Annotated in this window: 18 protein-coding genes and 3 pseudogenes; 12 read left to right on the top strand and 9 right to left on the bottom strand. The window is 74.2% G+C overall.

Translation table 11 applies throughout. The annotated features are described in order from the left end of the window. Window positions 1–75 precede the first annotated feature (75 nt). The 3 genes from D9753_RS07630 to D9753_RS07620 all read left to right on the top strand — a co-directional run bounded on the left by D9753_RS07630 (window position 76) and on the right by D9753_RS07620 (window position 2,994). Window positions 76–642, top strand: a complete 567-nt coding sequence (locus D9753_RS07630; RefSeq protein ID WP_121786310.1) for a PDZ domain-containing protein — start codon at window positions 76–78, stop codon at window positions 640–642. A gap of 239 nt (window positions 643–881) precedes the next feature. Continuing rightward, entirely contained in the window at window positions 882–2,009 is a 1,128-nt protein-coding gene (locus D9753_RS07625) for an aminopeptidase P family protein (RefSeq protein ID WP_121786309.1), read from the top strand. Between the two features lie 49 nt (window positions 2,010–2,058). Then, window positions 2,059–2,994, top strand: coding sequence for an aminoglycoside phosphotransferase family protein (locus tag D9753_RS07620; protein ID WP_121786308.1), 936 nt, complete (start codon window positions 2,059–2,061; stop codon window positions 2,992–2,994). Between the two features lie 18 nt (window positions 2,995–3,012). Here D9753_RS07620 and treZ read toward each other — a convergent pair whose 3' ends face one another. Then, window positions 3,013–4,758, bottom strand: coding sequence for a malto-oligosyltrehalose trehalohydrolase (gene treZ, locus D9753_RS07615; RefSeq protein WP_121790955.1), 1,746 nt, complete (start codon window positions 4,756–4,758; stop codon window positions 3,013–3,015). A 195-nt stretch (window positions 4,759–4,953) separates the two neighbouring features. Here treZ and D9753_RS07610 point away from each other — a divergent pair, with 195 nt between their 5' ends. Both D9753_RS07610 and D9753_RS07605 read left to right on the top strand, forming a co-directional pair. Next, window positions 4,954–5,505, top strand: coding sequence for a DUF1707 and FHA domain-containing protein (locus D9753_RS07610; RefSeq protein WP_121786307.1), 552 nt, complete (start codon window positions 4,954–4,956; stop codon window positions 5,503–5,505). Between the two features lie 108 nt (window positions 5,506–5,613). Further along, the gene (locus D9753_RS07605; RefSeq protein ID WP_121786306.1) at window positions 5,614–6,027 is read left to right on the top strand and encodes an SSI family serine proteinase inhibitor; all 414 of its coding nucleotides are present in this window, start codon (window positions 5,614–5,616) and stop codon (window positions 6,025–6,027) included. 40 nt (window positions 6,028–6,067) lie between these two features. Here the strand turns inward: D9753_RS07605 and D9753_RS07600 are convergent, their stop codons facing one another. Both D9753_RS07600 and D9753_RS07595 read right to left on the bottom strand, forming a co-directional pair. Next, on the bottom strand, window positions 6,068–7,318 hold the full coding sequence (locus D9753_RS07600) for a M14 family zinc carboxypeptidase (protein WP_121786305.1): 1,251 nt from the start codon (window positions 7,316–7,318) through the stop codon (window positions 6,068–6,070). A gap of 136 nt (window positions 7,319–7,454) precedes the next feature. Continuing rightward, the gene (locus D9753_RS07595; RefSeq protein ID WP_121786304.1) at window positions 7,455–8,972 is read right to left on the bottom strand and encodes a dihydrolipoyl dehydrogenase; all 1,518 of its coding nucleotides are present in this window, start codon (window positions 8,970–8,972) and stop codon (window positions 7,455–7,457) included. An 88-nt stretch (window positions 8,973–9,060) separates the two neighbouring features. Here D9753_RS07595 and D9753_RS07590 point away from each other — a divergent pair, with 88 nt between their 5' ends. Next, the gene (locus D9753_RS07590) at window positions 9,061–9,996 is read left to right on the top strand and encodes a LysR family transcriptional regulator (RefSeq protein WP_121786303.1); all 936 of its coding nucleotides are present in this window, start codon (window positions 9,061–9,063) and stop codon (window positions 9,994–9,996) included. Between the two features lie 15 nt (window positions 9,997–10,011). Here D9753_RS07590 and treY read toward each other — a convergent pair whose 3' ends face one another. Next, window positions 10,012–12,381, bottom strand: a complete 2,370-nt coding sequence (gene treY / locus D9753_RS07585) for a malto-oligosyltrehalose synthase (RefSeq protein ID WP_205614085.1) — start codon at window positions 12,379–12,381, stop codon at window positions 10,012–10,014. A 531-nt stretch (window positions 12,382–12,912) separates the two neighbouring features. Further along, window positions 12,913–15,024, bottom strand: a complete 2,112-nt coding sequence (glgX, locus tag D9753_RS07575) for a glycogen debranching protein GlgX (RefSeq protein ID WP_121786300.1) — start codon at window positions 15,022–15,024, stop codon at window positions 12,913–12,915. Window positions 15,025–15,308: 284 nt separating this feature from the next. Here glgX and D9753_RS07565 point away from each other — a divergent pair. From D9753_RS07565 to D9753_RS07555, 3 genes and pseudogenes are all read left to right on the top strand, one after another. Next, window positions 15,309–15,802 (top strand): annotated as a pseudogene (locus D9753_RS07565) (copper amine oxidase); the annotation flags it as partial. Between the two features lie 115 nt (window positions 15,803–15,917). Then, the gene (locus tag D9753_RS07560) at window positions 15,918–17,156 is read left to right on the top strand and encodes an SAV2148 family HEPN domain-containing protein (protein ID WP_121786299.1); all 1,239 of its coding nucleotides are present in this window, start codon (window positions 15,918–15,920) and stop codon (window positions 17,154–17,156) included. A 102-nt stretch (window positions 17,157–17,258) separates the two neighbouring features. Then, window positions 17,259–17,981: a 3'-5' exonuclease gene (locus D9753_RS07555; protein ID WP_121786298.1), complete on the top strand. Its 723-nt coding sequence runs from the start codon at window positions 17,259–17,261 to the stop codon at window positions 17,979–17,981. Window positions 17,982–17,998: 17 nt separating this feature from the next. Here the strand turns inward: D9753_RS07555 and D9753_RS07550 are convergent, their stop codons facing one another. Both D9753_RS07550 and D9753_RS37065 read right to left on the bottom strand, forming a co-directional pair. Continuing rightward, on the bottom strand, window positions 17,999–18,862 hold the full coding sequence (locus tag D9753_RS07550; protein WP_121786297.1) for a phosphotransferase enzyme family protein: 864 nt from the start codon (window positions 18,860–18,862) through the stop codon (window positions 17,999–18,001). A 152-nt stretch (window positions 18,863–19,014) separates the two neighbouring features. Further along, window positions 19,015–19,182 carry a hypothetical protein gene (locus tag D9753_RS37065; protein WP_205614084.1) on the bottom strand — a complete coding sequence of 56 codons (168 nt, stop codon included), beginning with the start codon at window positions 19,180–19,182 and terminating at the stop codon, window positions 19,015–19,017. Window positions 19,183–19,481: 299 nt separating this feature from the next. Here D9753_RS37065 and mgt point away from each other — a divergent pair, with 299 nt between their 5' ends. Continuing rightward, a complete protein-coding gene (gene mgt / locus D9753_RS07540; protein WP_121786296.1) occupies window positions 19,482–20,693 on the top strand; it encodes a macrolide-inactivating glycosyltransferase in 1,212 nt (403 codons plus the stop codon). 55 nt (window positions 20,694–20,748) lie between these two features. Here mgt and D9753_RS07535 read toward each other — a convergent pair whose 3' ends face one another. Next, window positions 20,749–23,001: an MMPL family transporter gene (locus D9753_RS07535; RefSeq protein ID WP_121786295.1), complete on the bottom strand. Its 2,253-nt coding sequence runs from the start codon at window positions 22,999–23,001 to the stop codon at window positions 20,749–20,751. A 228-nt stretch (window positions 23,002–23,229) separates the two neighbouring features. Between D9753_RS07535 and D9753_RS07530 the strand changes: the two are divergent. Together D9753_RS07530 and D9753_RS07525 are read left to right on the top strand one after the other, a co-directional pair. Next, window positions 23,230–23,412 (top strand): annotated as a pseudogene (locus tag D9753_RS07530) (ketopantoate reductase family protein); the annotation flags it as partial. Between the two features lie 694 nt (window positions 23,413–24,106). After that, window positions 24,107–24,430, top strand: a complete 324-nt coding sequence (locus tag D9753_RS07525) for a hypothetical protein (RefSeq protein WP_121786294.1) — start codon at window positions 24,107–24,109, stop codon at window positions 24,428–24,430. Between the two features lie 187 nt (window positions 24,431–24,617). On the opposite strand, the pseudogene D9753_RS07520 reads toward D9753_RS07525, so the two are convergent. Beyond that, window positions 24,618–25,359 (bottom strand): annotated as a pseudogene (locus tag D9753_RS07520) (sirohydrochlorin chelatase). Window positions 25,360–25,362 lie beyond the last annotated feature (3 nt).

Genomic DNA, 25,362 nt, shown 5'->3' with positions numbered 1-25,362 from the left:
CGGCCAGTCTCACCCGTTCGTGTCTCGTCGCGGCCCGGCGGGGCGGGTAGAGCACCAGCCGGAGGCGAGCGAACCATGGAACAGACTGCGTTGCGTCCCAAGCCGATGCCGGGCCAGGACCGGCGGGCCGCGGACGGCACCCCCGGCACCGTCCGGCGCCCGCACGCCGCGCGCCGGCGCGAACGGCGACTGCGGCCCCTGCTGCTGGGCCTCGGCGCCGGCACCGTGCTGGTGCTGTCCGGCGTCGGCCTCGGCACGGTCGGCGCCACGGTGACCGGGACGAGCGGACCCGCCGGGCTCCAGGGCCGGACGCCGCCGCAGGCGCCCCCGGCCACGGCCGCCGCCGTGGCCGGCCCGGGCCCCGCTCCGGCGCCGGCCGCGGCATCCCTCGGCGTGGAGGCCGTCGACGCCCGGAAGGCGGGCGCCACGGTGGTGGGCGTGCACGTGCCCGGTCCCGGCTACTCGGCCGGCCTGATCCGCGGGGACGTCGTCCTCCGGTTCGGCACGGCCCGCGTCGACACCGCCGCCGACCTCGCCCGGGCGGTCGTCCGGGCCCGCCCCGGCAAGGCGGTGCTCCTCACCGTGCGCCACGGCAGCGGCGCGTACCAGCGGCTGACGGTGGTCCCCGCGGTGGTGACCTGACCGGGCCGCCGCCCCCGACGGCTGCCTCGTACACGCGGGGGAACCCCTGGTCACCTCCCGCCGCGCAAGCCGCGACGGGCCCGGGCCGCGCCCCTGGCCGCTCCCCGCGGGGCGCCGGCCCTCGTGACCGGCTCGTGTGGTTCCGTCGGGAGGGCCGGCTCGCGTGGGTCCGTCCGGGCGGGCAGGATGCTTGCCGAGACGCCCACGCCCCGTTTTCCCGCCCGCTCCCGGAGGCCCGGATGACCGGTACCACGCCCGCGCCCTTCACCGCCGCCGACCACACGGCCCGCATGGAGCGTGCGGTGCGCTCCGCCGCCGACGCCGGTCTCGCGGGGCTGCTCGTGGCCCCGGGACCGGACATGGTGTGGCTCACCGGCTACACACCCACCGCCGTCACCGAACGGCTCACCGTGCTGGTCCTCGCTCCCGGCCGGGACCCCGTGCTCGTGGTGCCCACCCTGGAGGCCCCGGACGCCGAGCACGCGGCGGGCGCCGGCGCGCTGACCCTGCGCGACTGGACCGACGGCACGGACCCCTACGCCGTCACCGCCGCCCTCCTCGACGGCCACGGCCGGTTCGGCATCAGCGACAACACCTGGGCGATGCACCTGCTGGGCTTCCAACGCGCACTCCCGGACACCTCCTACGCCTCCCTCACCGACGCCCTGCCCATGCTGCGGGCCGTCAAGGACGCGGCCGAACTGGAACTCCTGGCCGCCGCCGGAGCGGCTGCCGACGCGACGTTCGAGGAGATCCGGAAGGTGCCCTTCGCCGGCCGCCGCGAGTCGGACGTCGGCGAGGACCTCGCCGGCCTGCTGCGCCGTTTCGGCCACTCCCACGTCGACTTCACCATCGTCGGCTCCGGCCCCAACGGCGCCAACCCGCACCACGAGGTCGGCGACCGCGTCATCCGGAGCGGCGACATGGTCGTCCTCGACTTCGGCGGCCTGAAGGACGGCTACGGCTCCGACACCACCCGCACGGTGCACGTCGGCGAGCCGACCGAGGAGGAACGCCGCGTCCACGACGTCGTGCGCGCCGCCCAGGAGGCCGGCTTCCGGGCCGTACGCCCGGGCGCGGCCTGTCAGGACGTCGACCGCGCCGCCCGCGCGGTGATCACCGACGCCGGGTACGGCGCGTACTTCATCCACCGCACGGGGCACGGCATCGGCGTCACCACGCACGAGCCGCCGTACATGATCGAGGGCGAGGCGCAGCCCCTGGTGCCCGGCATGTGCTTCTCCGTGGAGCCCGGTGTCTACCTGCCCGGCCGCTTCGGAGTGCGCATCGAGGACATCGTCACGGTCACCGGGGACGGCGGTCGCCGACTCAACAACACCACGCGTGAGATGGTCATAGTGGACTGAGAGCACCTGGAGACACCTCGACCACACCCGGAACGGCGACGCGCGATCCATGACCCAGGCACCGGCACCCACCGCGGACACCGTCCGCCGACTGGTCCGCTCGCTGCTCAAGGAGGGCGGTGACGGCAGCGGAGGACCCGATGTGCGCCCCGTGTCGCAGGAACGGGAGCACACCTGGTGGGTCGGCAGCCGGCATGTGCTGCGGCTGGCGCCCGACCGCGAGGCCTCCCTGCGCCGCCGCCGGGAGCTGCGCCTGCGCGACCTGGTCCGGCCGCACCTGCCCGTCGCCGTCCCGGCCAGCGTCGCGCACGGTGACTGGGCGCCCGGCCTCGCCTACACCCTCGACACCAGGGTGCCCGGGGGCACCGCCGACGAGTACGACGTCTCCGCCGTCGGCGAGGCCGACCTCGCCGGGCTGCTCGGCGGGCTGCGCGCGGTGCCCGTGCGCCAGGCGGAGGCACAGGGTGTGCCGCGGACCGCGCCGCGCTCCCTGGAGGCGCTGCGCCGGATGGCCGTGCACGCCGCCGAACGGCTCGCCGCGGCCGACGAGTTCGACACCGCCCGGCTGAACCAGCTCACCCCGGCCGGCGCGGCCCAGCTCGCCGCGCAGGCCGCCACCGCCGTCCTCACCCACCACGGGCTGACCGGCGCGCACGTGCTGGTCAGCGCCGACGGCCGGGTGCGCGGCATCCTGGACTGGACCGCGGCCAGCGTGGGCGACCCCGCCGAGGACATCGCCGGGCTCGCCCTCGCCGTGGGCTCCCCGGCGGCCGTCCGCGCCGCCACCCTGGCCGGTTACGGCGCCCGTCCCTGCCTGCGCGGCCTGTGGCTCGCCCGCTGCGACACCGTCCTGCGCCTCACCGGCCGCCTGGAAGGCCGCACGGACGGCTCCCTGCCCCTGCTGCGGATCCAGTTGGGGCGCGCCTGGGAGCCGATCCTGCTGGAGCGGGTGACGGACTTCCAGGAGGGCGGGACGGAGCCCTGAGAGAGCCGCCGGGGCCCCTCAGGGCTGTGTCAGCACCACGCAGGACTCCCCGGGCACCTGGAGCAGTCCGTCCGGCCCCGGCTCCTCGACCTGGCCCCAGGCCGCCAGGACCTCCACCCGGCCGGTGCCCAGCGGGATCGCCGCCGGTCCCTTGCCCAGGTTCACCGCCACCCGTACGTCTCCGCGCCGGAAGGCGAGCCAGCGGGCCTCCGTGTCGTAGGCCACCTTGGTGTCGGCGAGATCCGGGTCGGTGAGGTCGGGCTGTGCGCGGCGCAGGGCGATCAGCTGCCGGTACCAGGCCAGCACGCGCGCGTGCGGCTCGCGTGCCGGCTCCGACCAGTCGAGGCAGGACCGCTCCCGGGTCGCCGGGTCCTGCGGGTCGGGCACGTCCTCCTCGGCCCACCCGTGCTCGGCGAACTCCCGCCGTCTGCCCCGCCGTACCGCCTCGGCCAGCTCGGGGTCGGTGTGGTCGGTGAAGAACTGCCAGGGCGTGCCCGCCGCCCACTCCTCGCCCATGAACAGCATCGGTGTGAACGGCGCGGTCAGCGTGAGCGTGGCCGCGCAGGCCAGCAGGCCGGGGGAGAGGTGGGCGGCGAGCCGGTCGCCCTGGGCGCGGTTGCCGACCTGGTCGTGGGTCTGGCTGTAGCCGAGCAGCCGGTGGCCGCCCACGCGCGCGCGGTCCAGCGGGCGGCCGTGGTGGCGGCCCCGGAAGCTGGAGTACGTCCCGTCGTGGAAGTAGCCGCCGGTGAGGGTCTTGGCGAGCGCGGCGAACGGTTCGCGCGCGAAGTCGGCGTAGTAGCCCTGGGACTCGCCGGTCAGCGTGGTGTGCAGGGCGTGGTGGAAGTCGTCGTTCCACTGGGCGTGCAGGCCGAGGCCGTGCTCCGTGCGCGGGGTGATGAACCGCGGGTTGTTCAGGTCGGATTCGGCGATCAGGAACAGTGGCCGGCCCAGTTCCCCGGCGAGAGCGTCCACGGCCGCCGACAGCTCCTCGAGGAAGTGGCTCGCGCGCGTGTCGTACAGCGCGTGCACGGCGTCCAGCCGCAGCCCGTCGAGCCGGTAGTCCCGCAGCCAGGCCAGCGCGCTGCCCAGGAGGAAGGCGCGCACCTCGTCCGAGCCGGGCGCGTCCAGGTTCACGGCCGAACCCCACGGCGTGGTGTGCGTGTCCGTGAAGTACGGCCCGAACAGCGGCAGATAGTTGCCCGACGGGCCCAGGTGGTTGTGCACGACGTCCAGGACGACGCCCAGTCCGAGGGCGTGCGCGCGGTCGACGAAGCGTTTCAGGGCCTCGGGGCCGCCGTACGGCTCGTGCACCGCCCACAGCGACACCCCCTCGTACCCCCAGCCGTGCCGCCCCGGGAACGGGCAGAGGGGCATCAACTCCACGTGGGTCACGCCGAGCCCCGCCAGGTGCTCCAGTTGCTCGGCGGCGGCGTCCAGCGTGCCCTCGCGGGTGTACGTGCCCACGTGCAGCTCGTACAGGACCGCACCCGGCAGCCCGCGCCCCGCCCACTCGCTCCGCCACGTGTACCGCCCGTGGTCCACGACCGCGCTCAGCCCGTCCGGGCCGTCGGGCTGGCGGCGCGAACGCGGATCCGGCAGCACGGGACCGTCGTCCAGCGCGAAGCCGTACCGTGCCCCGTCCCCGGCCTCCGCCTCCCCCGCCCACCAGCCGACGCGCCCGGGGTCGCGCGTCAACGCGCGCGTGCCGCCCTCGCAATGGAGCGTCACTCGGTCTGCCTGCGGTGCCCACACCTCGAACTGCACGGACGGCTCCCCTTCGTCTACCTGTGTCGGTGCGTCTGCCACCGTGATCTCCCGCGTTCCCATCGTGCCGTTCCGCACAACCGGTCCGCCCGCGAATCCTCCGTTTCCCGGCGGGTGTCGTGGAAGTACCCGCACACCGGCACCGATCCCACGTCTTCTGGACACCCCAGGGTCCACTGCCCGACAATCACCCTCGTGACGCCGTCCTTCGAGTTCTCCACCTACCCCGCGCGTCCGTCCGACGCGGAGCGCGACAAGGCGCTCCAGGTGCTGCGTGACGGCGTCGCCATGGGCAGGCTCTCGCACGACACGTTCGTGCGCCGCATGGAACTGGCGCTCGTGGCCCGCCGGTCCGACGAACTGGCCGTGCTCGTCGCCGACCTGCCCCGGGAGAACCGCTTCTCCCGCGTGGTCCTCGGCTCCGTGGAGGCCGTCTCCGGGTTCACCGTCCGGCTGCGCCGGGCCTGGCAGGCCGAGCGGCTGCCCAAGTTGCTGCTGCCGCACCCGGCGCACACCCATCCGCTGCGCATCGGCCGCGACCCCGCGAACGGGCTGCGCCTGAACAACGAGACCGTCTCGCGCGTGCACGCCGAACTCCGCCGCCAGGACGAGCTGTGGATCCTCCGGGACCTGGGGTCCACCAACGGCACCACCGTCAACGGCCGTCGGCTCGTCGGGTCGGTCGTCGTCCGCGAGGGCGACCAGGTCACCTTCGGCAGGGTGGCGTTCCGGCTCGCGGTGGCCTGAGCGGTCCTGGCCGGCCGCGTTCGAACTGAGGTGCGTCGAGGGGCGCGTACCGCACCGATCGGGTGAGCCGGACTGCGGAAGACGGGCCGCCGTGCCGATCAGACGGACATGACCTTCCTCACCAGAGCGGCAGCGGCGGCCGGTGCCCTGCTGGCCGCCGCCGGCCTCCTCACCGCCGGCCCGGCCCACGCCGCCTCCCGCGACAGCCGCCCGGACAACTGGCTCCACCTGACGGTCACCAGGGGTGACGCCCGGTCCGGCGACACGCGTAGCGCCGTACTGCTGTGCGACCCGCCCCAGGGGCACGCCCACGCGGCCGACGCGTGCGCCGAACTGGACGCCGCCGACGGCGACGTCGGACGCATCCCCGCCAAGAAGGTGTTCTGCCCGATGATCTTCGCCCCGGTGACCACCCACGCGCGCGGGCAGTGGAACGGCCGGGCGGTCGACTTCCAGCAGACGTACACCAGTGTGTGCGTGATGAACGCGCGGACCGGGTCCGTCTTCGCCCTGGACGGCTGACCGGCCCGCGGTGACCGGGCGGGCGTGGGCCGGCACCGGCTCACGCCACCCGGTCACGCGCCTGCTGCGCCGCCACCAGCACCGTCCGCGACTGGTGCTCCACCTGGTGCTCCAACGGCACCCAGCGGGCCCCGAAACGCTCCGCGAAGGCGTCGCACCAGGTCGCGACCAGCCCCTGCAGCCGGGGCGCCGCCCGGTCGTCCGCCTCCCGCAGCACCCGGAGCAGCATCGACGCCGCCCGCAACGGCAGCCGTCGCCCGAAGGCGTCCACACTGCCGACGTACGCCATCGTGGTGCCGGCCGGCGGCGTGTGGACCCAGTCCTCGGCCAGGCCCGGTGCCAGCTCCAGCGCCCACCGCGCGGCCCGCAGCAGCGGCCCGTCCCGGCCGTCCAGCCGGGGCAGTGCCTCGGCGAGGACGCGCTCCACCTCCCGTGCGTCCCGCAGCAGCCGTGCCGCCAGGCGCTGTATGGCCGCGGCCGGTGCCGGGTGCGGTGCCGGGTCGTCCACCAGGTCGCTGGCCCACATCGGCACCTCCACGACGGCCGTCAGACCGCCGTACCGGTGCGCGTGGTACCAGGTGCTGTGCCGGGCGTCGTCCGGCATGCTCGGGTAGGCCACGCCCGTCTCCGGGCCGGGCATCACATGCACCCCGGGACCGGAGGCCGGCCAGAGCGCCGCGTCCGAGGCCCCGGTCTCCACCGGAATGCGCAGCTCCGCCGCGGATTTGGCGAACGGCTCGGCCAGCCCCGGCACGTCCTTCGTGAGCTGCACCCAGCTACCGCCCAGATCGGTGCCGTGCAGCGTCACCTGGAGATACGGGCGCAGTTCGTCGATGACCCCGGTCAGCGTCCGCGTCTCCGGCGGCAGCCGGTCCGGGGGCAGCACCGACGGCGACCACTCCGGCTGCTCCGCGCCCGTCGGCCGGTAGAACCCGAGGTGGTAGTCGAGCAGGCTGCGCGGCGCCGGGGTCACGTGCAGGCTCGCCCCGTCCGGGTCCGCGCACAGCAGGAAGTGCCAGGAGGTGTCCCCCCGCAGTTCCCGTTCCGACAGCACTCTTTCGGCCAGCACCCGCAGGGTGGAACCGCCCGCCGGCTCGTTGGCGTGGGCGCCCGCCACGACCAGCACCGCCCGGCGGGCATGACCCACCGACAGCAGGTGCAGGGGTCTTCCCGCGCGCGACACACCCACCTCGCGCAGCGCGCACAACCCGGGTTCACGAGCGGCCAGCGTCCGCGCGCAGGCGACCAGTTCGGGAACGCTGGGATAGCGCAGCTCCGGCAGAAGACTCACCCCCGTCTGGTTCCGCCCGGCTTCGCCCTCTCAGTCCCGCACGGCAGGGGTGAACTGTCAAGCAGGCGGCGGGCGACGCCCCGGCCCCCGGGCGGGATCCCCCGGCGGGGCCGCGGCCCCGCCGTGTGCCGTGGGCTCACTGCTGGTGCAGGCCGCGTCCCGCGAGCGTCAGGAACACCTCGCCCACCGCCTCCGACAGCGTGGGATGCGCGTGCACATGCCGGGCCACGTCCGCGGGCTCGGCGTCCCAGCCGACGATCAACTGGCTCTCGGCGATCATCTCCGACACGTGCGGGCCGACCAGATGCACGCCGAGCACCCGCCCGCCACCGGCCTCCGCCACGACCTTCACCATCCCGCCCTGCCCGTGCACCATCCCCTTGGCCACGGCGGTCAGCGGCATGGTGTTCACGCACACGTCGTGCCCGCGCACGCGTGCCTCGGCCTCGCCGAGCCCCACCGCGGCGGTCTGCGGCGAGGAGTACGTCACCCGGGGCACGGCCGCGTAGTCGACCGGCGCCGACGGCAGTCCCGCCAGCGTCTCGGCCACCAGCAGGCCCTCCGCGAACGAGGCGTGGGCGAGGCCCGGCGAGGGCGGCGGCAGCAGGTCGCCGACCACGTGGATGCCGGGCACGGCCGTCTCCAGCCGGCTCCAGTCCGCCGGTACGACGAACCCCCGCTCGTCCGTCGTCAGCCCGGCCGCCTCCAGGCCCAGTCCCTCGGTGACCGGGGCCCGGCCGACGGCCACCAGCAGCCGCTCCGCCTCCACCGTCCGGATCTCGCCCCGCGCGTCCCGCAGGCGCGCGCGCACGCCGTTCTCCAGCAGCTCCGCGTCCAGCAGTCGCGCTCCCGCCCGGACATCGACCCCGCGCTTCTTCAGACCCCGCGTCAGATACCGGCTCACGTCGGCGTCCTCCAGCGGCACGATCCGGTCGGCGGCCTCCACGAGGGTGACCTCGGCGCCCATGGAGCGGTGGAAGGAGGCGTACTCCACGCCGATCGCGCCGCCGCCGAGCACCAGGACGGACGCCGGGAGTCCCGGCGCGAACAGCGCGTCGTCGCTGGTCACCACGCGCCGCCCGTCCGGCGCCGGCCCCGGGAGCGTGCGCGGGCGCGACCCGGTCGCCAGGACGACGGCGCGGCGCGCGACGAGGTCGCGGGTACGAGGGGCGGTGAGGTCGTGCGCGCGGGGCGCGGGATCGTCCCGTGCGCCCGGCGCGGCATCCGTGCGCACGCCCGGCACCCCCTGGGCGCCCTCCGTACCCGGCACGTCCTCCACGCGCACGGTGCGCGTCCCCGTCAGCCGTGCGCTGCCCCGCACGACCCGCACACCGGCGTGCGCGAGATGCGCCTCCACGCCCTTGTGGTTGCGCGCCACGATGTCGTCCCGCGTGGCCACGAGGGCCGGCCAGTCGACGGAGTCCACCGTGGCCCGCACGCCCCAGCGCTCACGTGCCTCGGTGATCCCGTCGACCAGCTCGGCGGCATGCAGCATCGCCTTGCTCGGGATGCAGCCCCGGTGCAGGCACGTTCCGCCGACCTTGTCGCGTTCGACGAGGACGACGTCCAGCCCGAGAGCGGCGGCGCGCAGAGCGGTGCTGTAGCCGCCCGTGCCGCCACCGATGACGATCACGTCGGATGTGTTGATGGTCATGGCATCCACCCTCCGTCCACCCCTTGTCATGCGTCCAAGGCAATGTTGTTGTGGGATCCATGCACGATCGTCATGGGAGGGCGGGACGTTGAGCCTGCGGCAGATGGAGTACTTCCTGACGGTCGTCCAGGAGGCGTCCTTCACCCGCGCGGCGGACGCCCTGCACGTCACCCAGCCCGCGCTCTCGCACCAGCTCAAGGCGCTGGAGAAGTCGGTCGGCGGCCCACTGCTGGAGCGCCTGTCGCGGGGCGTGCGCCTCACCCCGATGGGGCGCGCCTTCCTGCCGCACGCCGAACTCGCCGTCCGCAGCGCCGCCCGGGCACGCCGCGCGGCCCGCGCCACCGCCGGCGCCGAGGGCGGCGAACTGCACGTCGCGACCCTGCACTCCCTCGCGGTCGGCGGCCTGCCCGACGTCTTCGCCCGCTGGACCGCGGCCCACCCGCGCGTCCTGCTGCTCCTGCACGAGTACGCCACCGCCGACGCCCTGGAGGAGGCCGTGCAGCGCGGCACCGCCGACCTCGCGGTCGGCCCCGAGCCCGCCGGCCGGCCCGGCACCGTGATCCCCGTCGGGGAGGAGGAGATCGTCCTCGTCGTACCCTTCGACGACCGGTTCGCCGGCCGTACGACGGTCACGCTGCCGGAACTCGCCGACCGCCCCTGGATCCGCTGTGCCATGGAACCGGTCGTGCACGGCGAACGCTTCCTTGACCGGGTCTGCGGACAGGCCGGGTTCCGGCCCCGGACCGCGGTGTGGACGGAGCACACCTCCACGGCCGTGCGCATGGCCGCCGCCGGCGTCGGGGTGTGCACCGCGCCCGCCCACCTGGTGCGCGGTGCCGTCGGCGAGGACTGCGTGGTTCTCAGCCCGGAACGGGCCTGGAAGCGCCCCGTGACCGTCTACGCGCGCGTGCCGCCCACCGGGGCCGCCGCGGCCTTCGTGGACCTCCTGCGCGACACCTGGCCGGCCCCGGGCGCCACCGGTCCGTCCGAGGACTGCGTGGCGCCCGCCGCCCCGGCCCTGTGAGCCGGCCCCGCTCCCTCAGTCCTCCCCGGCCCGCTCCAGCAGCACCACCGGCGACCGGTCGAAGAGGTCCGCCACGCGCGCGTGGCCGGTGAACTCCCGTCCCGGAGCGAGGACGTCCGCCCAGCGCCCCGGCGGCAGCGCCAGCCGCGTGTCCCCCCAGCCGCCCGCCTCCGCGAGCCGCAGCGACAGCCGGGTCACCGCCGTGACCACCTCGCCGGAGCGCGCGAACGCCAGGCAGTGCCCGGCCGCCGGACCCTCGGCGGCCAGCGGCTCGTACGACGCGCCCGCGCCGAACGCGCCGGGCCGCCGGGCGCGCAGCCGCAGCGCCGCCGCGGTCAGCGCGTCCTTCTCGCCGGGTCCCTCCGGCGGGAACGCCACGGGCCGCCGGTTGTCCGGGTCCACCAGCGCCCGGTACTCGCCCTCCGTGCCCTGGTACACGTCCGGCACGCCCGGCATCGTCAGGTGGACCAGCGCGGTGCCGAGGACGTTGGCCCGCACATGCGGCTCCAGCGCCTTGCGGAACGCGGCCACGCGCTCGCCGGGCGGCCCGCACGGCCCCGCGGCCAGGAAGGCGGTCACCGCCTCCTCGTACGGCGGCTCCTGCTCCGTCCAGCTCGTGTACATGCCCGCCTCGCGCACGTGCTTCAGCAGCGCCTCCCGGACCCGCTCCTCCTCGGCCGGTCCCAGCCCGAACACCGTCTGCCAGGCGGCCCAGGCGAGCTGCCCGTCCGGCACCCCCTCCTCGGCCCGGGTCACCTCGGCGAGCAGCTCCGCCCAGCGGTCCGGGCACTCGGTGAGCACGGCCAGCGCCGCGCGCACGTCGGCGCTGCGCTTGGTGTCGTGCGTGGTGACGACCGTGCCGGTGAGCGGCCAGTCGCGCTGCACGCGCGCGCAGTACGCGTGGAAGTCCTCCGGCGACACACCCGGGCTGCCCGGGTCGCCGCCCACCTCGGTCGCCGACAGCAGCGGCACGAAGCGGTAGAAGGCGGTGTCCTCCACCGACTTGGCGCGCAGCGCCGACGCGGTCTGCGCGAACCGGGTGCGGAACTCCACCCGGTCGGCGTGGTCCGGCGCCGACGGGTCGCCGGGCGGCTCCACCAGCAGCCGGCGCACGATGCCGACGGCCTCGGCCTCCTCCGGCACCACGAAGGCCAGCCGGGCCTCCTCGGCGGCCTCCTCGGTGACGACGGCGGCGGCGTCACCGGAGGCGTAGGGCCGGTAGACCCGCAGCCGGACCAGCAGCTCCTCCACGGCCGTGCGCAGCGCCCAGGGCGCCCGGTCGCGCAGCGACAGGTCGGGCGACGTGGCGCACAGCCGGGTGGCGACCCGGGTCAGCCGGTCGGTCTCGGTGGCCAGTTCGTGCGTGAGCACCTTGTAGGCGGCCCGCCGGGCCGTGGCCTCCCAGTTGCCGCCCCGGTCCGTCTGCGGCGCCGCGAAGGCCCGGTAGCGGCCCAGGAGTCCGTACGCCCCGGTGCGGTCGGTGAACAGGCCGTCGACGTGGCGCAGGGCGTCGTAGCCCGTGGTGCCCGCGACGGGCCAGGCGGCCGGCAGGTGCTCACCGTCGGCCAGGATCTTCTCCACGACCGTCCAGCGCCCGCCGGTCGCCTCGTGCAGCCGCGCGAGGTAGCCGTCGGGGTCGGCGAGCCCGTCGGGGTGGTCGACGCGCAGCCCGTCGAGCACGCCCTCCGCCAGTAGCTGGAGGATCTTGGCGTGGGTGGCGTCGAACACCTCGGGGTCCTCCACCCGCAGCCCGATCAGCTCCGAGATGCTGAAGAAGCGCCGGTAGTTCAGTTCGGTGCGGGCCAGCCGCCACCACACCGGGCGGTACCACTGGGCGTCCAGCAACTGCGGCAGCGGCAGGTGCGCGGTGCCGGGGCGGAGCGGGAAGGCGTGGCCGTGGTAGCGCAGCACGTCACCGTCGACCCGCAGGTGTTCGAGTTCCGCGCCGACCGGGCCCCCGAGCACGGGCAGCAGCACCCGGCCGCCCTGCGCCTGCCAGTCGATGTCGAACCAGCGCGCGTACGGGGAGCCGGTGCCTTCGCGCAGCACCTCCCACAGGGCGTGATTGTGCCGGGGGGACATCGCCATGTGGTTCGGCACGATGTCCGCCACCAGGCCGAGGCCGTACTCCCGCGCGGTGTACGCCAGGGCGCGCAGGCCGTCCTCGCCGCCCAGTTCCTCGCGCACGCGCGTGTGGTCCACCACGTCGTAGCCGTGCGCCGAGCCGGGGACGGCCTCCAGGACCGGGGACAGATGCAGATGCGAGACGCCGAGCGACGCGAGATAGGGGACGGCCGCCGCGGCGGCCGTGAACGGGAACGCGGGCTGGAGCTGGAGCCGGTAGGTGGCCGTGGGCACCTGCGGACCGGGGCGCGCAGAAGTCATGGGAACCTACGTACCCCGCTCGCCGTGTTTCGTGTCACCCCGGCACCGATCCACGCGCACGTGCCCGACGCCGGGCGGGGGACGCCGCGGCCGACTGGGGCGGCGGCAGACGGTCAGCCCGCCGCCGTGCGGCCGGTCGGGGGCTGCTGCCCGGTGACACACACGCTCGGCCGGACGGCCTGCAACCCGCCGGGGCACCTGCCCACCGGCCCCCACGGCGGCCCCCCCGCCGCCAGGCCCGCCGGGAGGCCCGCCGCCAGGCCCGCCGGGAGGCCCGCCGCCAGGCCCGTCGGGAGACCGCCGCCAGGCCCGCCGTCAGGGCCGTTGGGAGGCCGCCGCGAGGCCCGCTGGGAGACCGCCCGGAGGCCCGCCGTCAGGGCCGTCGGGAGACCGGCCCGGGCTCGCTGGGAGACCGCCGCGAGACCCGCCGTCAGGGCCGCCGGGTGACCGCCGTCAGGCTCGCCGGGAGGGCGTCGGCAGGCCGGTGCCGTCGGTGTTCGCGGCAGTGCCCTCCTCCCGGCGGCACGGTGCTCACGCGGGGCGTTGCAGCACCGTCAGGCTGCGGTCCGGCAGGGTGATCCGGTCACCGGCCGCGACCTTCTCGCCCGTGTTCGGCGGCACCCCGTCCGTGCGGGCCGTGTCGACCACCACCTGCCACTGCCGGCCGAGGTCGGCCGGCACCAGGAAGTCCAGCGGCTCGGGCGAGGCGTTGAACATCAGCAGGAAGGAGTCGTCGGCGATGTGCTCCCCGCGCGGGCCGGGTTCCGAGATCGCGTTGCCGTTCAGGAACACCGTCAGCGCGGACGCCGGTGCCGAGTCCCAGTCCTGCTGGGTCATCTCGCCGCCGTCGGGGGTGAACCAGGCGATGTCGGACAGCTCGTCGTGCGGGCCCTCCACCGGGCGGCCGTGGAAGAAGCGGCGCCGGCGGAAGACCGGGTGGTCCCGGCGCAGCCACACCATCGAGCGGACGAACTCCAGCAGGTCGCTCTCCAGGGAGTCCGGCCAGTCCACCCACGACAGCTCGTTGTCCTGGCAGTAGGCGTTGTTGTTGCCGCCCTGGGTGCGGGCGAACTCGTCGCCGTGGCTGATCATCGGCACGCCCTGGGACAGCATCAGCGTGGCGATGAAGTTCCGCATCTGCCGGGCGCGCAGCCCCAGCACCTCGGGGTCGTCGGTGTCGCCCTCCGCCCCGCAGTTCCAGGACCGGTTGTGGCTCTCGCCGTCCCGGTTGTCCTCGCCGTTGGCGTCGTTGTGCTTGTCGTTGTACGCGACGAGGTCGTGCAGCGTGAAGCCGTCGTGGCAGGTGACGAAGTTGATGGAGGCCAGCGGACGGCGGCCGTCGTCCTGGTAGAGGTCCGAGGAACCGGTGAGCCGGGAGGCGAATTCCGCCAGCGCGCGCGACTCGCCCCGCCACAGGTCCCGCACGGTGTCCCGGTACTTGCCGTTCCACTCCGACCACAGGGGCGGGAAGTTGCCCACCTGGTAGCCGCCCTCGCCGACGTCCCAGGGTTCGGCGATGAGCTTGACGCGGCTGATCACCGGATCCTGCTGGATGAGGTCGAAGAACGCCGAGAGCCGGTCCACCTCGTGGAACTGCCGGGCCAGGGTGGCCGCGAGGTCGAACCGGAAGCCGTCGACGTGCATCTCGGTGACCCAGTACCGCAGCGAGTCCATGATGAGCTGGAGCACGTGCGGGGACCGCATGAGCAGCGAGTTCCCGGTGCCCGTGGTGTCCATGTAGTAGCGGGGGTCGTCCGTCAGGCGGTAGTACGACGGGTTGTCGATGCCCTTGAAGGACAGCGTCGGGCCCAGGTGGTTGCCCTCGGCGGTGTGGTTGTAGACGACGTCCAGGATGACCTCGATCCCGGCCTCGTGCAGTGCCCGGACCGCCGACTTGAACTCCAGCACCTGCTGGCCGCGGTCGCCCCAGGAGGCGTACGCGTTGTGCGGGGCGAAGAAGCCGAGGGTGTTGTAGCCCCAGTAGTTGTTCAGGCCCATGTCGACCAGCCGGTGGTCGTTCACGAACTGGTGGACGGGCATGAGTTCGAGCGCCGTCACACCGAGCTTGGTCAGGTGTTCGATGACCGCGGGGTGGGCGAGCCCCGCGTAGGTGCCCCGCAGCTCCTCCGGGAGCCCGGGGTGCCGCATGGTCAGGCCCTTGACGTGGGCCTCGTAGATCACCGTGCGGTGGTACTCGGTGCGGGGCGGCCGGTCGTCGCCCCAGTCGAAGTAGGGGTTGATCACCACCGACGCCATGGTGTGCGGCGCCGAGTCCAGGTCGTTGCGCCGTTCCGGGGCGTCGAAGTGGTAGCCGTACACCTCCTCGCCCCACCGGACCGACCCGCTGACCGCCTTCGCGTACGGGTCGAGCAGCAGCTTCGCGGAGTTGCAGCGCAGTCCGCGCGCGGGGTCGTACGGGCCGTGCACCCGGAACCCGTACCGTTGTCCCGGCATCACGCCCGGCACGTACGCGTGCCGCACGAACGCGTCGCTCTCGCGCAGTTCCACGGCCGTCTCCGAGCCGTCGTCGTGGAGCAGACACAGTTCTACTCGGTCCGCGGCCTCCGTGAAGACCGCGAAGTTGGTACCGGCGCCGTCATAGGTGGCGCCGAGTGGATACGCCTCGCCAGGCCAGACCTGCATGGATACGACTCTCCCAGGTGTGCTGCCGCCGGGAGCCGTGTTGACCCCCGAATGTGCCCGTAAGTGGCGGAACCTTCCGCGACTTACGTCTCTCTTACCCACCGACCAGTGCGCATGGCGGTTCTGGTACCCGCCCTGCGCCGAACCAGCGGGGCGGAACACGTACTCCCGAGGACCACACGCAGCAGGGGGAGGATGTGCGCGGGAAAGTCCACCGCCATCTGGGGAAATCACCGGGGGCGGCGGCCTGCGGGCCGCGGGGCAGGTCCTCGACAGCGCCGGACTCGGTCAAGGGCCTGTGCACGGCCACCCGTTCCCGCGGCCACGCCTACCGGATGTCGGACTCCGGCACCGGCCGGGTCCATCAGACCCAGGGCAAGGACCTGCTGGTGTACACGGTCAACCAGGTCCGCTGGTACGAGTACGTCACCGAGTGGCGGTTGCGGGACGACGGCACCGTCGACATGAACGTCGGCGCGACCGGCAGCCTCTCCTGGGAGGACCGCAACGCCCAGGACGGACGCGGCTGGCCCATCGGCAAGGATGCCAAGGACTACTCCACCAGTCCGTCGACAAGTGGGTCAACGGCCGGACCCTCAGTCACCCGGTGGTCTGGATGAACGTCGGCTTCCACCACATCGCGCGGGACGAGGACCAGCAGCCCATGCCCGTGCACTGGCAGGGCTTCTCCATCGCCCCCGGGGACGTCACGGCTATGAATCCGCTCACTCCCAGGGACCTGGCATGGCAGAACGGTCACTGGGAATGGCGTAGTTGAGCGCGACGGCCGGGCAACCTTCCTGACCGTCCGGCTGCACCGCCGACCCCTCGCGGAGTACCCTTCCTTGATCGTTGAGACGGGAAAGGCCCGGGGGGCGGAAGGCGGTGCGCGGGTGGGCTCGGGAGGGCTGGAGCTGCCTTCTGGTGACGAGGGTCACGGGGGGAACTCCGCAGACGTCCCGCCCGGCGCGGTGTCCCTGGCCCGGCCGATGGACGCGGGATCCATCGGGCCGGAGCTGGACTGGGACGCCGACGCCTGGCGCGAGGTGCACACCCGCGCCCAGCGGGCCGGCCGGGCCTACATCTGGCTGAACCTCGTCGAACAACGGCTGCGCGCGGTCGTGGCCGCCGTGCTGCGGCCGGTCTACGAACCCGTCCACGGCGACGAGTGGGTGGTCGCCGCGGCCGGGCCGGCCGGGCAGGAGTGGGTGCAGCGCGCGGTCGCCGTACGCGAGGTCAGCCGCCGCAAGGGCTATCTGCTCGACCCGGCCGACGACAACGTGCTCAGCTTCCTCACGCTGCCGCAGCTTCGCGAGCTGGTGGTGCAGCACTGGCCGTGCTTCGAGCCCTACTTCGACGAGCGCCGGGACCTCGAACTCGCCCTGGACGAGTTGGAGGTGACCCGCAACGTCGTCTCCCGCAACCGGGCCCTGTCCGAGGCGGTGCTCGGCCAGGCCGAGCGGGCCTCGGCACGGCTGCTGGAGATGCTCGGCGCCGGCGGCGACGTCCCCTCGGCGCGCAGGCTGCCCGTCGACGCCGTCGAGGACCTGGTCGGCGACCGGTACGCCGACGTCGTCGCCGTCCACTCCGACCGGGTGCGGCTGCTGCGCCAGTTCCCGGCCGAGGACATCTTCGACGGCGCCCGCCGGCTCGACGCCATCGGCATCGGGCTCAACCTGCTGGTGCAGAACTTCTCCGGACGGCGCCTGATGCGGCTCGCCGAGTCCGGCTGCCGGGTGCGGCTGCTCTTCCTCAACCCGGCCTCCAGCTCGGTCAAGCGCCGCGAACGCGAACTCGGGATGAAGCGGGGCGAACTGGGGCGCTCTGTGGAGATGAGCATCCTGCACATGCGCCGGGTGCGGTCGAGGCTGCGCGACCCGGGCGCCTTCGAGATCCAGGTGTACGACGAGACGCCCCGCTTCACCGCCTATCTGGTGGACGGCGACGGCGCCGACGGCGTGGCCGTGGTGCAGTCCTATCTGCGCGGGGCGCGGGGGATGGAGTCACCGGTGCTGGTGCTGCGCAACGGCAGCCGGGTGGTCAGGGCGGACCAGGCGGGCGAAGCCGGACTCTTCCGCACATATCGCGAGGAGTTCGAGCTGGCCTGGGCGGATTCGCGCCCTGTGTCCTGAACGGTTCGCGCGGGGAAGTGGAACGCGGTCCTCGGATTGTCAGTGGCGCGTGCGAGGGTGAAGGCCACTGGGGGAAAGCACCACCAAGAAGGGGGGCCGCCCATGGGCTGGCACCAGGAGCTGCTGATCGGCTTCGACCTGGAGACGACCGGAACCGATCCGCGTGAGTCGCGCATCGTCACGGGTGCCGTGATCGAGGTGCGGGCCGGTGAGCCCATGGGGCGCCGGGAGTGGCTGGCCGATCCGGGCGTGGAGATCCCGGCCGACGCGGTCGCCGTGCACGGCATCAGCAACGAACGCGCGACGGCCGAGGGCCGCCCGGCCGACCGGGTCGCCGACGCCATCGCGGACGTCCTGGTGTCCTACTGGACGACGGGCGTCCCGGTCGTCGCCTACAACGCGGCCTTCGACCTGAGCCTGCTCTCCGCGGAACTCCGCCGGTACGGCCTGCCGTCCCTCTCCGACCGGCTGGGCGGCATGCGGCCCGCCCCGGTCATCGACCCCTACACCATCGACCGCTGGGTCGACCGTTACCGCCGCGGCAAGCGGAACCTGGAAGCGGTCTGCGCCGAGTACGGCATAGTCCTCGGCGCGGCCCACGACGCGTGCGCCGACGCCCTGGCCGCGGCCCGTCTCGCCGCCGCGATAGCCGACCGCCACCCGAAGATCGCCGCCCTCGGCCCGGCGGAACTGCACCACCGTCAGATCGAGTGGTACGCGGCCTGGGCGGCGGACTTCCAGGCGTTCCTGCGCCGCAAGGGGGACGCCGGGGCCGTGGTGGACGGGGTGTGGCCGCTGCGGGAGCCGGTGGACGAGCGGGTCTGAGCGGGACGGCCGCCGGCTCAGAACGGATACCAGCGCACCGTCTCGTCGCCGTCGCGCAGGGAGGTCACCCGGCGCCGGAACTCGGCCAGCGCCTTGGCGTCGGCCGGCGCGTGCTGGGCCACCCAGGCGCAGCTCGCCGTCTCCCGGGCGCCACGCAGCACCGCGCAGCCCTCCCACTCCCGCACGTCCCAGCCGTACGCCGAGGTGAAGGAGTCGTAGGCCTCTGCGGGCAGTCCGTACCGGTCGCGGGAGAGGGCCATGACCACCAGGTCGTGCTCGCGCAGATCGGCCGAGAAGGTCTCCAGGTCGACCAATACCGCGCCGTCCGGCCCGATGTGCACGTTGCGGGGCAGCGCGTCGCCGTGGACCGGTCCCGGGGCCAGGCGCGGGGTCAGTGCCGCCGCCCGGGCCGCGAAGCCGTCGCGGCGCGCGCGGAGATAGGCCGCGTCCTCGGGGTCGATCGCGTCGCCCGCGAGCCGCAGCCAGCGCTCCACTCCGCCCAGCAGATCGCGGGGCGGAAGGGCGAAGGGGGGCGGGGGGAGTGCGTGCACGATCCGCAGCAGCCCGGCCAGGTCCCGCGGTTCGGCGGGCCGCACGGGGTCCGGCAGCCGGTGCCACACGGTCACCGGATGGCCGTCCACCAGCAGCGGCTCGGGCTCGGCCGCCCGTACCGCCGGGACGCCCGCCTCGGCCAGCCAGGCGGCGACGGCCAGTTCGCGCCCGGCCCGCTCCAGCAGTTCGGCGTCGCGGCCCACCTTCACCACCAGGCCGCCGGCGACGAACACCGCGTTCTCACCGAGGGCCAGGAGCCGCGCGTCCCGGGCCGGGCCCGGCAGCACTCCCGCCAGGGCCAGTACGTCCCGTGCCCGTGCCTCGTCCATCGTCGTGCCTCCGTGCCGTCCACCGCGCCGTCCATGGGCCCATCGCGTGCGGCGGACGCGGGGCCGTTCCCCGGCCAGTCTCCCATCCGTCCGGTCGGGCCCACGGGCGCGGTCCCTTGACGAGGTGTAGGGCCTTCACGAACCCGAACACGTCAATCAGGGCGGGCGAAGGGGCTGATCCCCGTGACGTCACCGGCCCAGGCGCGGACCCCGCAGGCCGGTGCGCGGCGGCCGGCCGGGCGCCGCGCCACCGGTGACGGCGCCTGGTGCTGCCCGCGCCCCTGCCGATCCTCCTGTTCGGCGTCGGTCCGCTGCTCCACGGCATCCTGCTCGCCTTCACCGACGGCCGGTCCGGCCGCACGACCGCCCCCCGCTGGAGCGGTGCCCGCAATGCCCGGTCCGTCCGCGGCTGCCCGGAGTGGAAGGACACGGTGGCCGCCCCGGCCTACCAGGACCAACAGCGGCGCCATCAGCCTCGCCGAGCTGCGCGACCGGCTGGAGAAGGACGGCAACCTGGTGCCGGCCGGCTGTCAGCGGTGAACGGCCCAGGGGGCGGGGGAGGAACCGGCGCGGGGAAATTTGCTAGACGAGACGTATCGTCTCGCATAGTCTCCGGTACATGACTCCAGTGACCGCACCCGCCCACATCGCCATGTTCTCCATCGCCGCCCACGGCCATGTGAACCCCAGCCTGGAGGTCGTCCGGGAACTCGTCGCCCGCGGCCACCGGGTCACGTACGCCATCCCGCCGGTCCTCGCCGACAAGGTGGCCGCCACCGGCGCCGAACCCGTGCCCTACACCTCCACCCTGCCCGGCCCCGACGCCGACCCCGGCGCGTGGGGCACCACCCTGCTCGACAACGTGGAGCCGTTCCTGGACGACGCCGTCCAGGCGCTCCCGCAGCTCGCCGCGGCCTACGCCGGTGACACACCCGACCTCGTCCTGCACGACATCGCCTCCTATCCGGCCCGCGTCCTCGCCCACCGCTGGGGCGTTCCGGCGATCTCCCTCTCCCCGAACCTCGTCGCCTGGGAGGGCTACGAGGAGGAGGTCGCCGAGCCGATGTGGAGGGAACCGCGGCAGACCGAGCGCGGGCAGGCGTACTACGCCCGGTTCGGTGCGTGGCTGGCCGAGAACGGGATCACCCAGCACCCGGACCCCTTCGTCGGCCGCCCCGCCCGCTCCCTGGTGCTCATCCCGAAGGCGCTCCAGCCGCACGCCGACCGGGTCGACGAACGCGTCCACACCTTCGTCGGCGCCTGCCTGGGCGAGCGCGCCGACCAGGGCGACTGGCAGCGGCCCGCCGGCGCGGAGAAGGTCGTGCTCGTCTCCCTCGGCTCGGCGTTCACCAAGCAGCCCGCGTTCTACCGCGCGTGCGTGCGCGCCTTCGCGGACCTGCCCGGCTGGCACCTCGTCCTCCAGACCGGCCCGCACGTCACCCGCGCCGAGCTGGGCGACGTACCGGCCGGTGTGGAGGTCCATGGCTGGGTGCCCCAGCCGGCGATCCTGCGGCAGGCCGACCTGTTCGTCACCCACGCGGGCGCCGGCGGCAGCCAGGAGGGCCTGGCCACCGCCACGCCGATGATCGCCGTACCGCAGGCCGTCGACCAGTTCGGCAACGCCGACATGCTCCAGGGCCTCGGCGTCGCCCGGCACCTGCCGGCCGAGCAGGCCACCGCCGAGCGGCTCCGCGAGGCCGCGCTCGCCCTCGTGGACGATCCCGAGGTCGCGCGCCGCCTGGCGGAGATCCGGGCACAGACGGTCCGGGAGGGCGGCACCCGGCGGGCCGCGGACCTCATCGAGGCCGAACTGCCCGGCCGCCGCCCTTAGCGGGGACCCGTCAGAGGCAGGTCGCAGTGGGGAAGCCGCGCGGCCACGGGCGGAATCAGACGGTCAGCCGCTCGCCCCGGTCGGGCACCGGCGTCGCGACCGCCTCCGGCACCTCGTCGTGGGTCAGGTCCGGCAGCCGGTGCAGCCACTTCGGCAGGTACCAGTTGCGCTCGCCGAGCAGCGCCATCACCGCCGGCAGCAGCACCCCTCGGATGACCGTCGCGTCGATGAGCACGGCCGCGGCCAGGCCCACGCCCATCTGCTTCATCGACTGCATGGACAGCGTGCCGAAGATCGCGAAGACGGCGACCATGATGACGGCGGCACTGGTGACCACCCCGGCCGTGGTGACCACCCCGTGCCGGATCGCGTCCTTCGTCGCGAGGCCCCTCATACGGGCCTCGCGGATCCGGGACACCACGAACACGTGGTAGTCCATGGACAGTCCGAACAGGATGACGAAGAGGAACAGCGGCAGCCAGGTCACGATCGCGCCGACGCCCTCCGCGCCCACCAGGGAAGCACCCCAGCCGTGCTGGAAGACGGCGACGAGGATGCCGTAGGCGGCGGCCACCGACAGCAGGTTGAGCACGATCGACGTGATCGCGACGGTCAGCGAGCGGAACGACAGCAGCATCAGCAGGAAGGCGAAGACGACCACGAACGCGAAGACCGGGACGACCGAGCCCATTAGCTGGTCGTTGAAGTCGTGGTTGCCCGCGACCTGCCCGGTCACCGGCGCCTGCACGCCCTCGACCCTGCCGAGCGTGGCGGGCCGCACCTCGTCGCGCAGCGTCACCAAACTCGTCGTCGCCCGGTCCAGGTCGGAGCCGCCGACCAGCGGCACGGAGACCAGGGCGACGTTCCGCGCGCCGTACACCTTGACGTCGACCGGGCCGTGCGAGGCGCCCGAGGTGACCGCCCGCTTCCTGAAGTCGGCCAGGGCCCGCCGCACCCCGGGGCTGTCGATGTCCTTGGCCCTGACAACGACCTGGGCCGGCGCGGTGCCGCCCGGGAAGGCGTCGTTGACACGGTTGTACGTCTGCACGATGGGCAGCGAGTCGCCGAACTCCTGGTCCAGGGTGAGCTGCTGGGTCTTCATGCCGAGCGCCGGCGCGGCGACCGCGAGGAGCGCGCCGGCCGCGACGAGGACCGAGACCAGCGGCCTGGCCAGCACGCCGCGCAGTACGGCCGTCCAGAACCGGCTGCCGCCGTCCGTGGTGCCCCGCCGCGGGCGCCGGCGATCCGGGAACGGCAGCCGCCCCTTCTCGACCCGCCCGCCGAGCAGCGACAGCAGCGCCGGCAGCACGGTCACCGACCCGACCATGGCGACGGCCACGACCATCAGCGAGGCCAGGCCCATCGCCTCGAACTCGGCGAGCCCGGTGAACAGCATGCCCGCCATCGCCACGCACACGGTGACACCGGAGACGATGACTGCCCGGCCGCTGGTGGCCGCGGCGATCCTGAGGGCGGTGCCCGGGTCCCGCCCGGCGGCCCGTTCCTCGCGCTCGCGGCGCAGGTAGAACAGGCAGTAGTCGACGCCGACGGCCATGCCGACCAGCAGCATCACGGAGTTGGCGGTGTCGCTCATCGGCTGCAGGTGACTGACCAGGCCCATCAGGCCCATCGTCGCCATGATCGCGGTGACCGCCAGGGCCACCGGCAGCAGCGCGGCCACCAGGGCGCCGAACGCGATCAGCAGGATGCCGAGTGCCACCGGCACCGCCGAGTACTCGGCCTGCTGGAAGTCGTTCCCGAAGGCGTCCTTGTACTGCTTCTGCATGCTGGCGCCGCCGATCTCCTCGATCCGCAGCGAGCCGTGGTGCGCGCGCACCCCGGCGACGGCGTTCAGGACCGGCTCGATCCGGTCGGCGGCGGTCTCGGCGTCACCGCGCAGGTCGAACCGCACCAGGGCGCTGTGGCCGTCACGGGAGATGGTGTGCGTGTCGTACGGCGAGGTCACGTCCGTGACCCTGCCGGTGCCGTCGAGGGCCTTGACGACATCGGTGACGGCCGTGCGGAACTCGCCGCCGGTGGCCCCGACGGAGCCGTCCTCCGACTGGATCAGCACGGTCTCGGAGGCCGGCTCCTTGATCCCGGCGTCGTCGATGATCTCCGCGGCGGTGTGCGTCTCGCCCTTGAGCTGATCGTTCTCGTCGACGTCGGTCCGGCCCGCCGCCGAGCCCAGCCCCATCGCCAGGACGACGAACAGCACCCATATGCCGACGGCGGCCCAGCGGTGCCGGGCGCTCCAGCCGCCGGCGCGGGCGGCCAGCCCCCGTACCCGTACCTCTGTGTTCCCCATGACGGGTCTGCCCCCTCGTGTGCGGTGACGGCCCCCTGCCGCCACCTCTGCACTTGCTCCGGTTCGACGGTAGGCGCCGGATCAGGCCGTCTCGTCGTACTGCCCGGTGAGGTGGGCGGGACCCGGCTCACCGCTGGGGAGGACGGTGGTCCCTTACATATACCGGCGCTTCTCGGGGGTACGGCTCGGGGGTGAGGTACGGGGTGCGGCTCGGGGCGGGGCCGGCGCGAACTGCTGCCGCTGGTCTGCCTCCAGAACGGCGTCGAGAGCGGACGGCTGGCGCTGCGCCGCTTCCGGCACGTCCACGGCGTCTGCGTCTGGCTGCCGTCGGCCTTCGTGGAACCCGGCGTCGTCTCCGCCGCGGGCACCCCGCTGACCGGCATCCTCCACCTCGGCCGCATCCCGCACGGCGTCCAGGGCGAGTTGGCCGATTTCCGCCCCTGACGCGCGCCGACTCCGGCACCTCTGTGACGCGGACGCCGAGCCCGGCGCAGAACAAAGAGCCACCGCGGTCCGACGTCACAGGGGAACGCCGGACCGCGGCGGCCGATAGCACACATCCGCCCCCGGACGGGCCGCCTCACCGAACCTCGCTACAGCGCCCGCGCGGCGTCCCTAGGGTGAAACGCATGGAAGGCCTGAGGGGGCGGATGACGGTGACGGACGCACCATTGAGCGACACACCGGGGCGGAGTCCCGCCCGCGAGCCGACGCCCCCGGCGCCGTCCTGCGCCCGGGACGCGCGCGCGGCCGTTCGCCGTGCCGTCTCCGGCCACCGGTGTGCCGGCTTCCGGACGCCGGTCAACCCGCACCCGTCACCCGGACGGGTGGCTGTTTTCGGCCCTCTCGGCGTCCCCACGGCCGTGCGGAACGTTCCCGGCGACCTGCCGTGGGCGAAAGGCCACCGGCGCCCGCCCCATCGGCAAGACCCCACCCGTCATCGGCGCGCGGACCCGCGACATCGGCAACGTCGGCCGTCCCGGCACCTTCGGCGTCCACGGGACGGTCCTGCCGTGCGGGCAGCGTGCCGAAGCCGCGATCCCCAGCCATTCGACGGCTCCTGCGGCCCGGACCCGAGCCGCCGCCCCAGAAGCGAGGACAGGACATGAGCACCTACCACTTCGGACCCGACCACGGCCCGGCCGGCCCCGGTGACCGCGGCCGGAACCGCACCCCCTACGCCACCCCGGACCTGCCCGCCCTCATGAACGTCGCCGACCGGTTCACCGAGGCGCTGCGCGCCGAGTACCCCCGGCTGGTGACCAACGGCGAGGTCGTCCAGCGGGAGCTGGCACAGTCCGCTCAGGACGGTCTGCCGCCCAACCGGGGCCGGATCCGCACCGCCCTGGAGAACGTCGCCATCGGCGCGGCGGCCGGCACCGCCAGCCTCACCTTCACCCAGCAGCTCACCGACGCCCTCGGTCTGTGAGCAGCCGGGGCCCCGCCGCCACGGGCCCCGGCACCGGGACAAGGCCGAGGGAGAACCTCCCGCGTGCTTCCCTGGCTGTTCCACCGGCACCGGCCGCACCACCCGCGCGGGGCGGCAGGACGACCGCCGGCCCGGCGGCAGCAGACGGTCAGGTGCTGCCGGGTGCCTCGTCGGCCGGGGCCGGTCGTCACGCGCCGAGTGCCGCCACGGCCGGGCGGCGGGCCGCGTCGTACCGTTCCAGCAGTACCCGCGCCACCTCCGGCGCCGCACCGAGCACATCGGCCAGTACGTCCGCGCCGGCCGCGCCGCGTGCGATGCGGTCCGGCAGGAAACCGGGGGCCAGGACGTACGGCGCGACGGCGACCCGTGCGCAGCCGAGGGCACGCAGTTCCCGTACGGCGTCCTCGGTGCGCGGAAGGGCCGCGGAGGCGAACGCGGGCCGCACGGCGCACCAGCCGGTGCGCCGCCACTCCCGCGCGATGCCGGCGATCACCGCGATCGCCTCGGGGGTCGGAGGACCCCGCCGAGGCCAGTACGACCCCGGTCGAGGACTTGTCGGCGGGCGTCAACCCCGCCTCGTACAACCGCCGTTCCAACGCGGCCAGCAGCAGCGGGGACGGGCCGAGGACCTCAGCCTGCCGGATCCGCAGCCGCGCAGGTGCGTCCCGCAGCACGGCGGGGATGTCGGCCTTGGCGTGGAAGGCCCGGGTGAGCAGCAGCGGCAGCGCCACCACGTCCCGCACACCCTCCGCCGCCAGCGACTCCAGCACCCCGGGCGCGGACGGCACGTTGAAGTCGAGGAAGCCGGTCTCCACGCGCAGGCCCGGCCGCAGCGACCGTACCCGCTCCACGAGGTCGTGCACGGTCGCGGCATGCCGCGGATCGCGGCTGCCGTGGGCGATGACGAGGAGGACCGGCTCACTGCGCACGGG

The sequence above is a fragment of the Streptomyces dangxiongensis genome (assembly GCF_003675325.1).
GTDB lineage: Bacteria > Actinomycetota > Actinomycetes > Streptomycetales > Streptomycetaceae > Streptomyces > Streptomyces dangxiongensis.
This window is presented reverse-complemented; position numbering and strand designations above follow the sequence as displayed.

Bases quoted from the DNA above. Each gene is read 5' to 3' on its own strand.
- D9753_RS07625 (WP_121786309.1), top strand. From the start codon at position 882: ATGACCGGTACCACGCCCGCGCCCTTCACCGCCGCCGACCACACGGCC.
- glgX (WP_121786300.1), bottom strand. From the start codon at position 15,024: ATGCAGGTCTGGCCTGGCGAGGCGTATCCACTCGGCGCCACCTATGAC.
- D9753_RS07620 (WP_121786308.1), top strand. From the start codon at position 2,059: ATGACCCAGGCACCGGCACCCACCGCGGACACCGTCCGCCGACTGGTC.
- treY (WP_205614085.1), bottom strand. From the start codon at position 12,381: ATGACTTCTGCGCGCCCCGGTCCGCAGGTGCCCACGGCCACCTACCGG.
- mgt (WP_121786296.1), top strand. From the start codon at position 19,482: ATGACTCCAGTGACCGCACCCGCCCACATCGCCATGTTCTCCATCGCC.
- D9753_RS07605 (WP_121786306.1), top strand. From the start codon at position 5,614: ATGACCTTCCTCACCAGAGCGGCAGCGGCGGCCGGTGCCCTGCTGGCC.
- D9753_RS07630 (WP_121786310.1), top strand. From the start codon at position 76: ATGGAACAGACTGCGTTGCGTCCCAAGCCGATGCCGGGCCAGGACCGG.
- D9753_RS07595 (WP_121786304.1), bottom strand. From the start codon at position 8,972: ATGACCATCAACACATCCGACGTGATCGTCATCGGTGGCGGCACGGGC.
- D9753_RS07525 (WP_121786294.1), top strand. From the start codon at position 24,107: ATGAGCACCTACCACTTCGGACCCGACCACGGCCCGGCCGGCCCCGGT.
- D9753_RS07535 (WP_121786295.1), bottom strand. From the start codon at position 23,001: ATGGGGAACACAGAGGTACGGGTACGGGGGCTGGCCGCCCGCGCCGGC.
- D9753_RS07555 (WP_121786298.1), top strand. From the start codon at position 17,259: ATGGGCTGGCACCAGGAGCTGCTGATCGGCTTCGACCTGGAGACGACC.
- D9753_RS07550 (WP_121786297.1), bottom strand. From the start codon at position 18,862: ATGGACGAGGCACGGGCACGGGACGTACTGGCCCTGGCGGGAGTGCTG.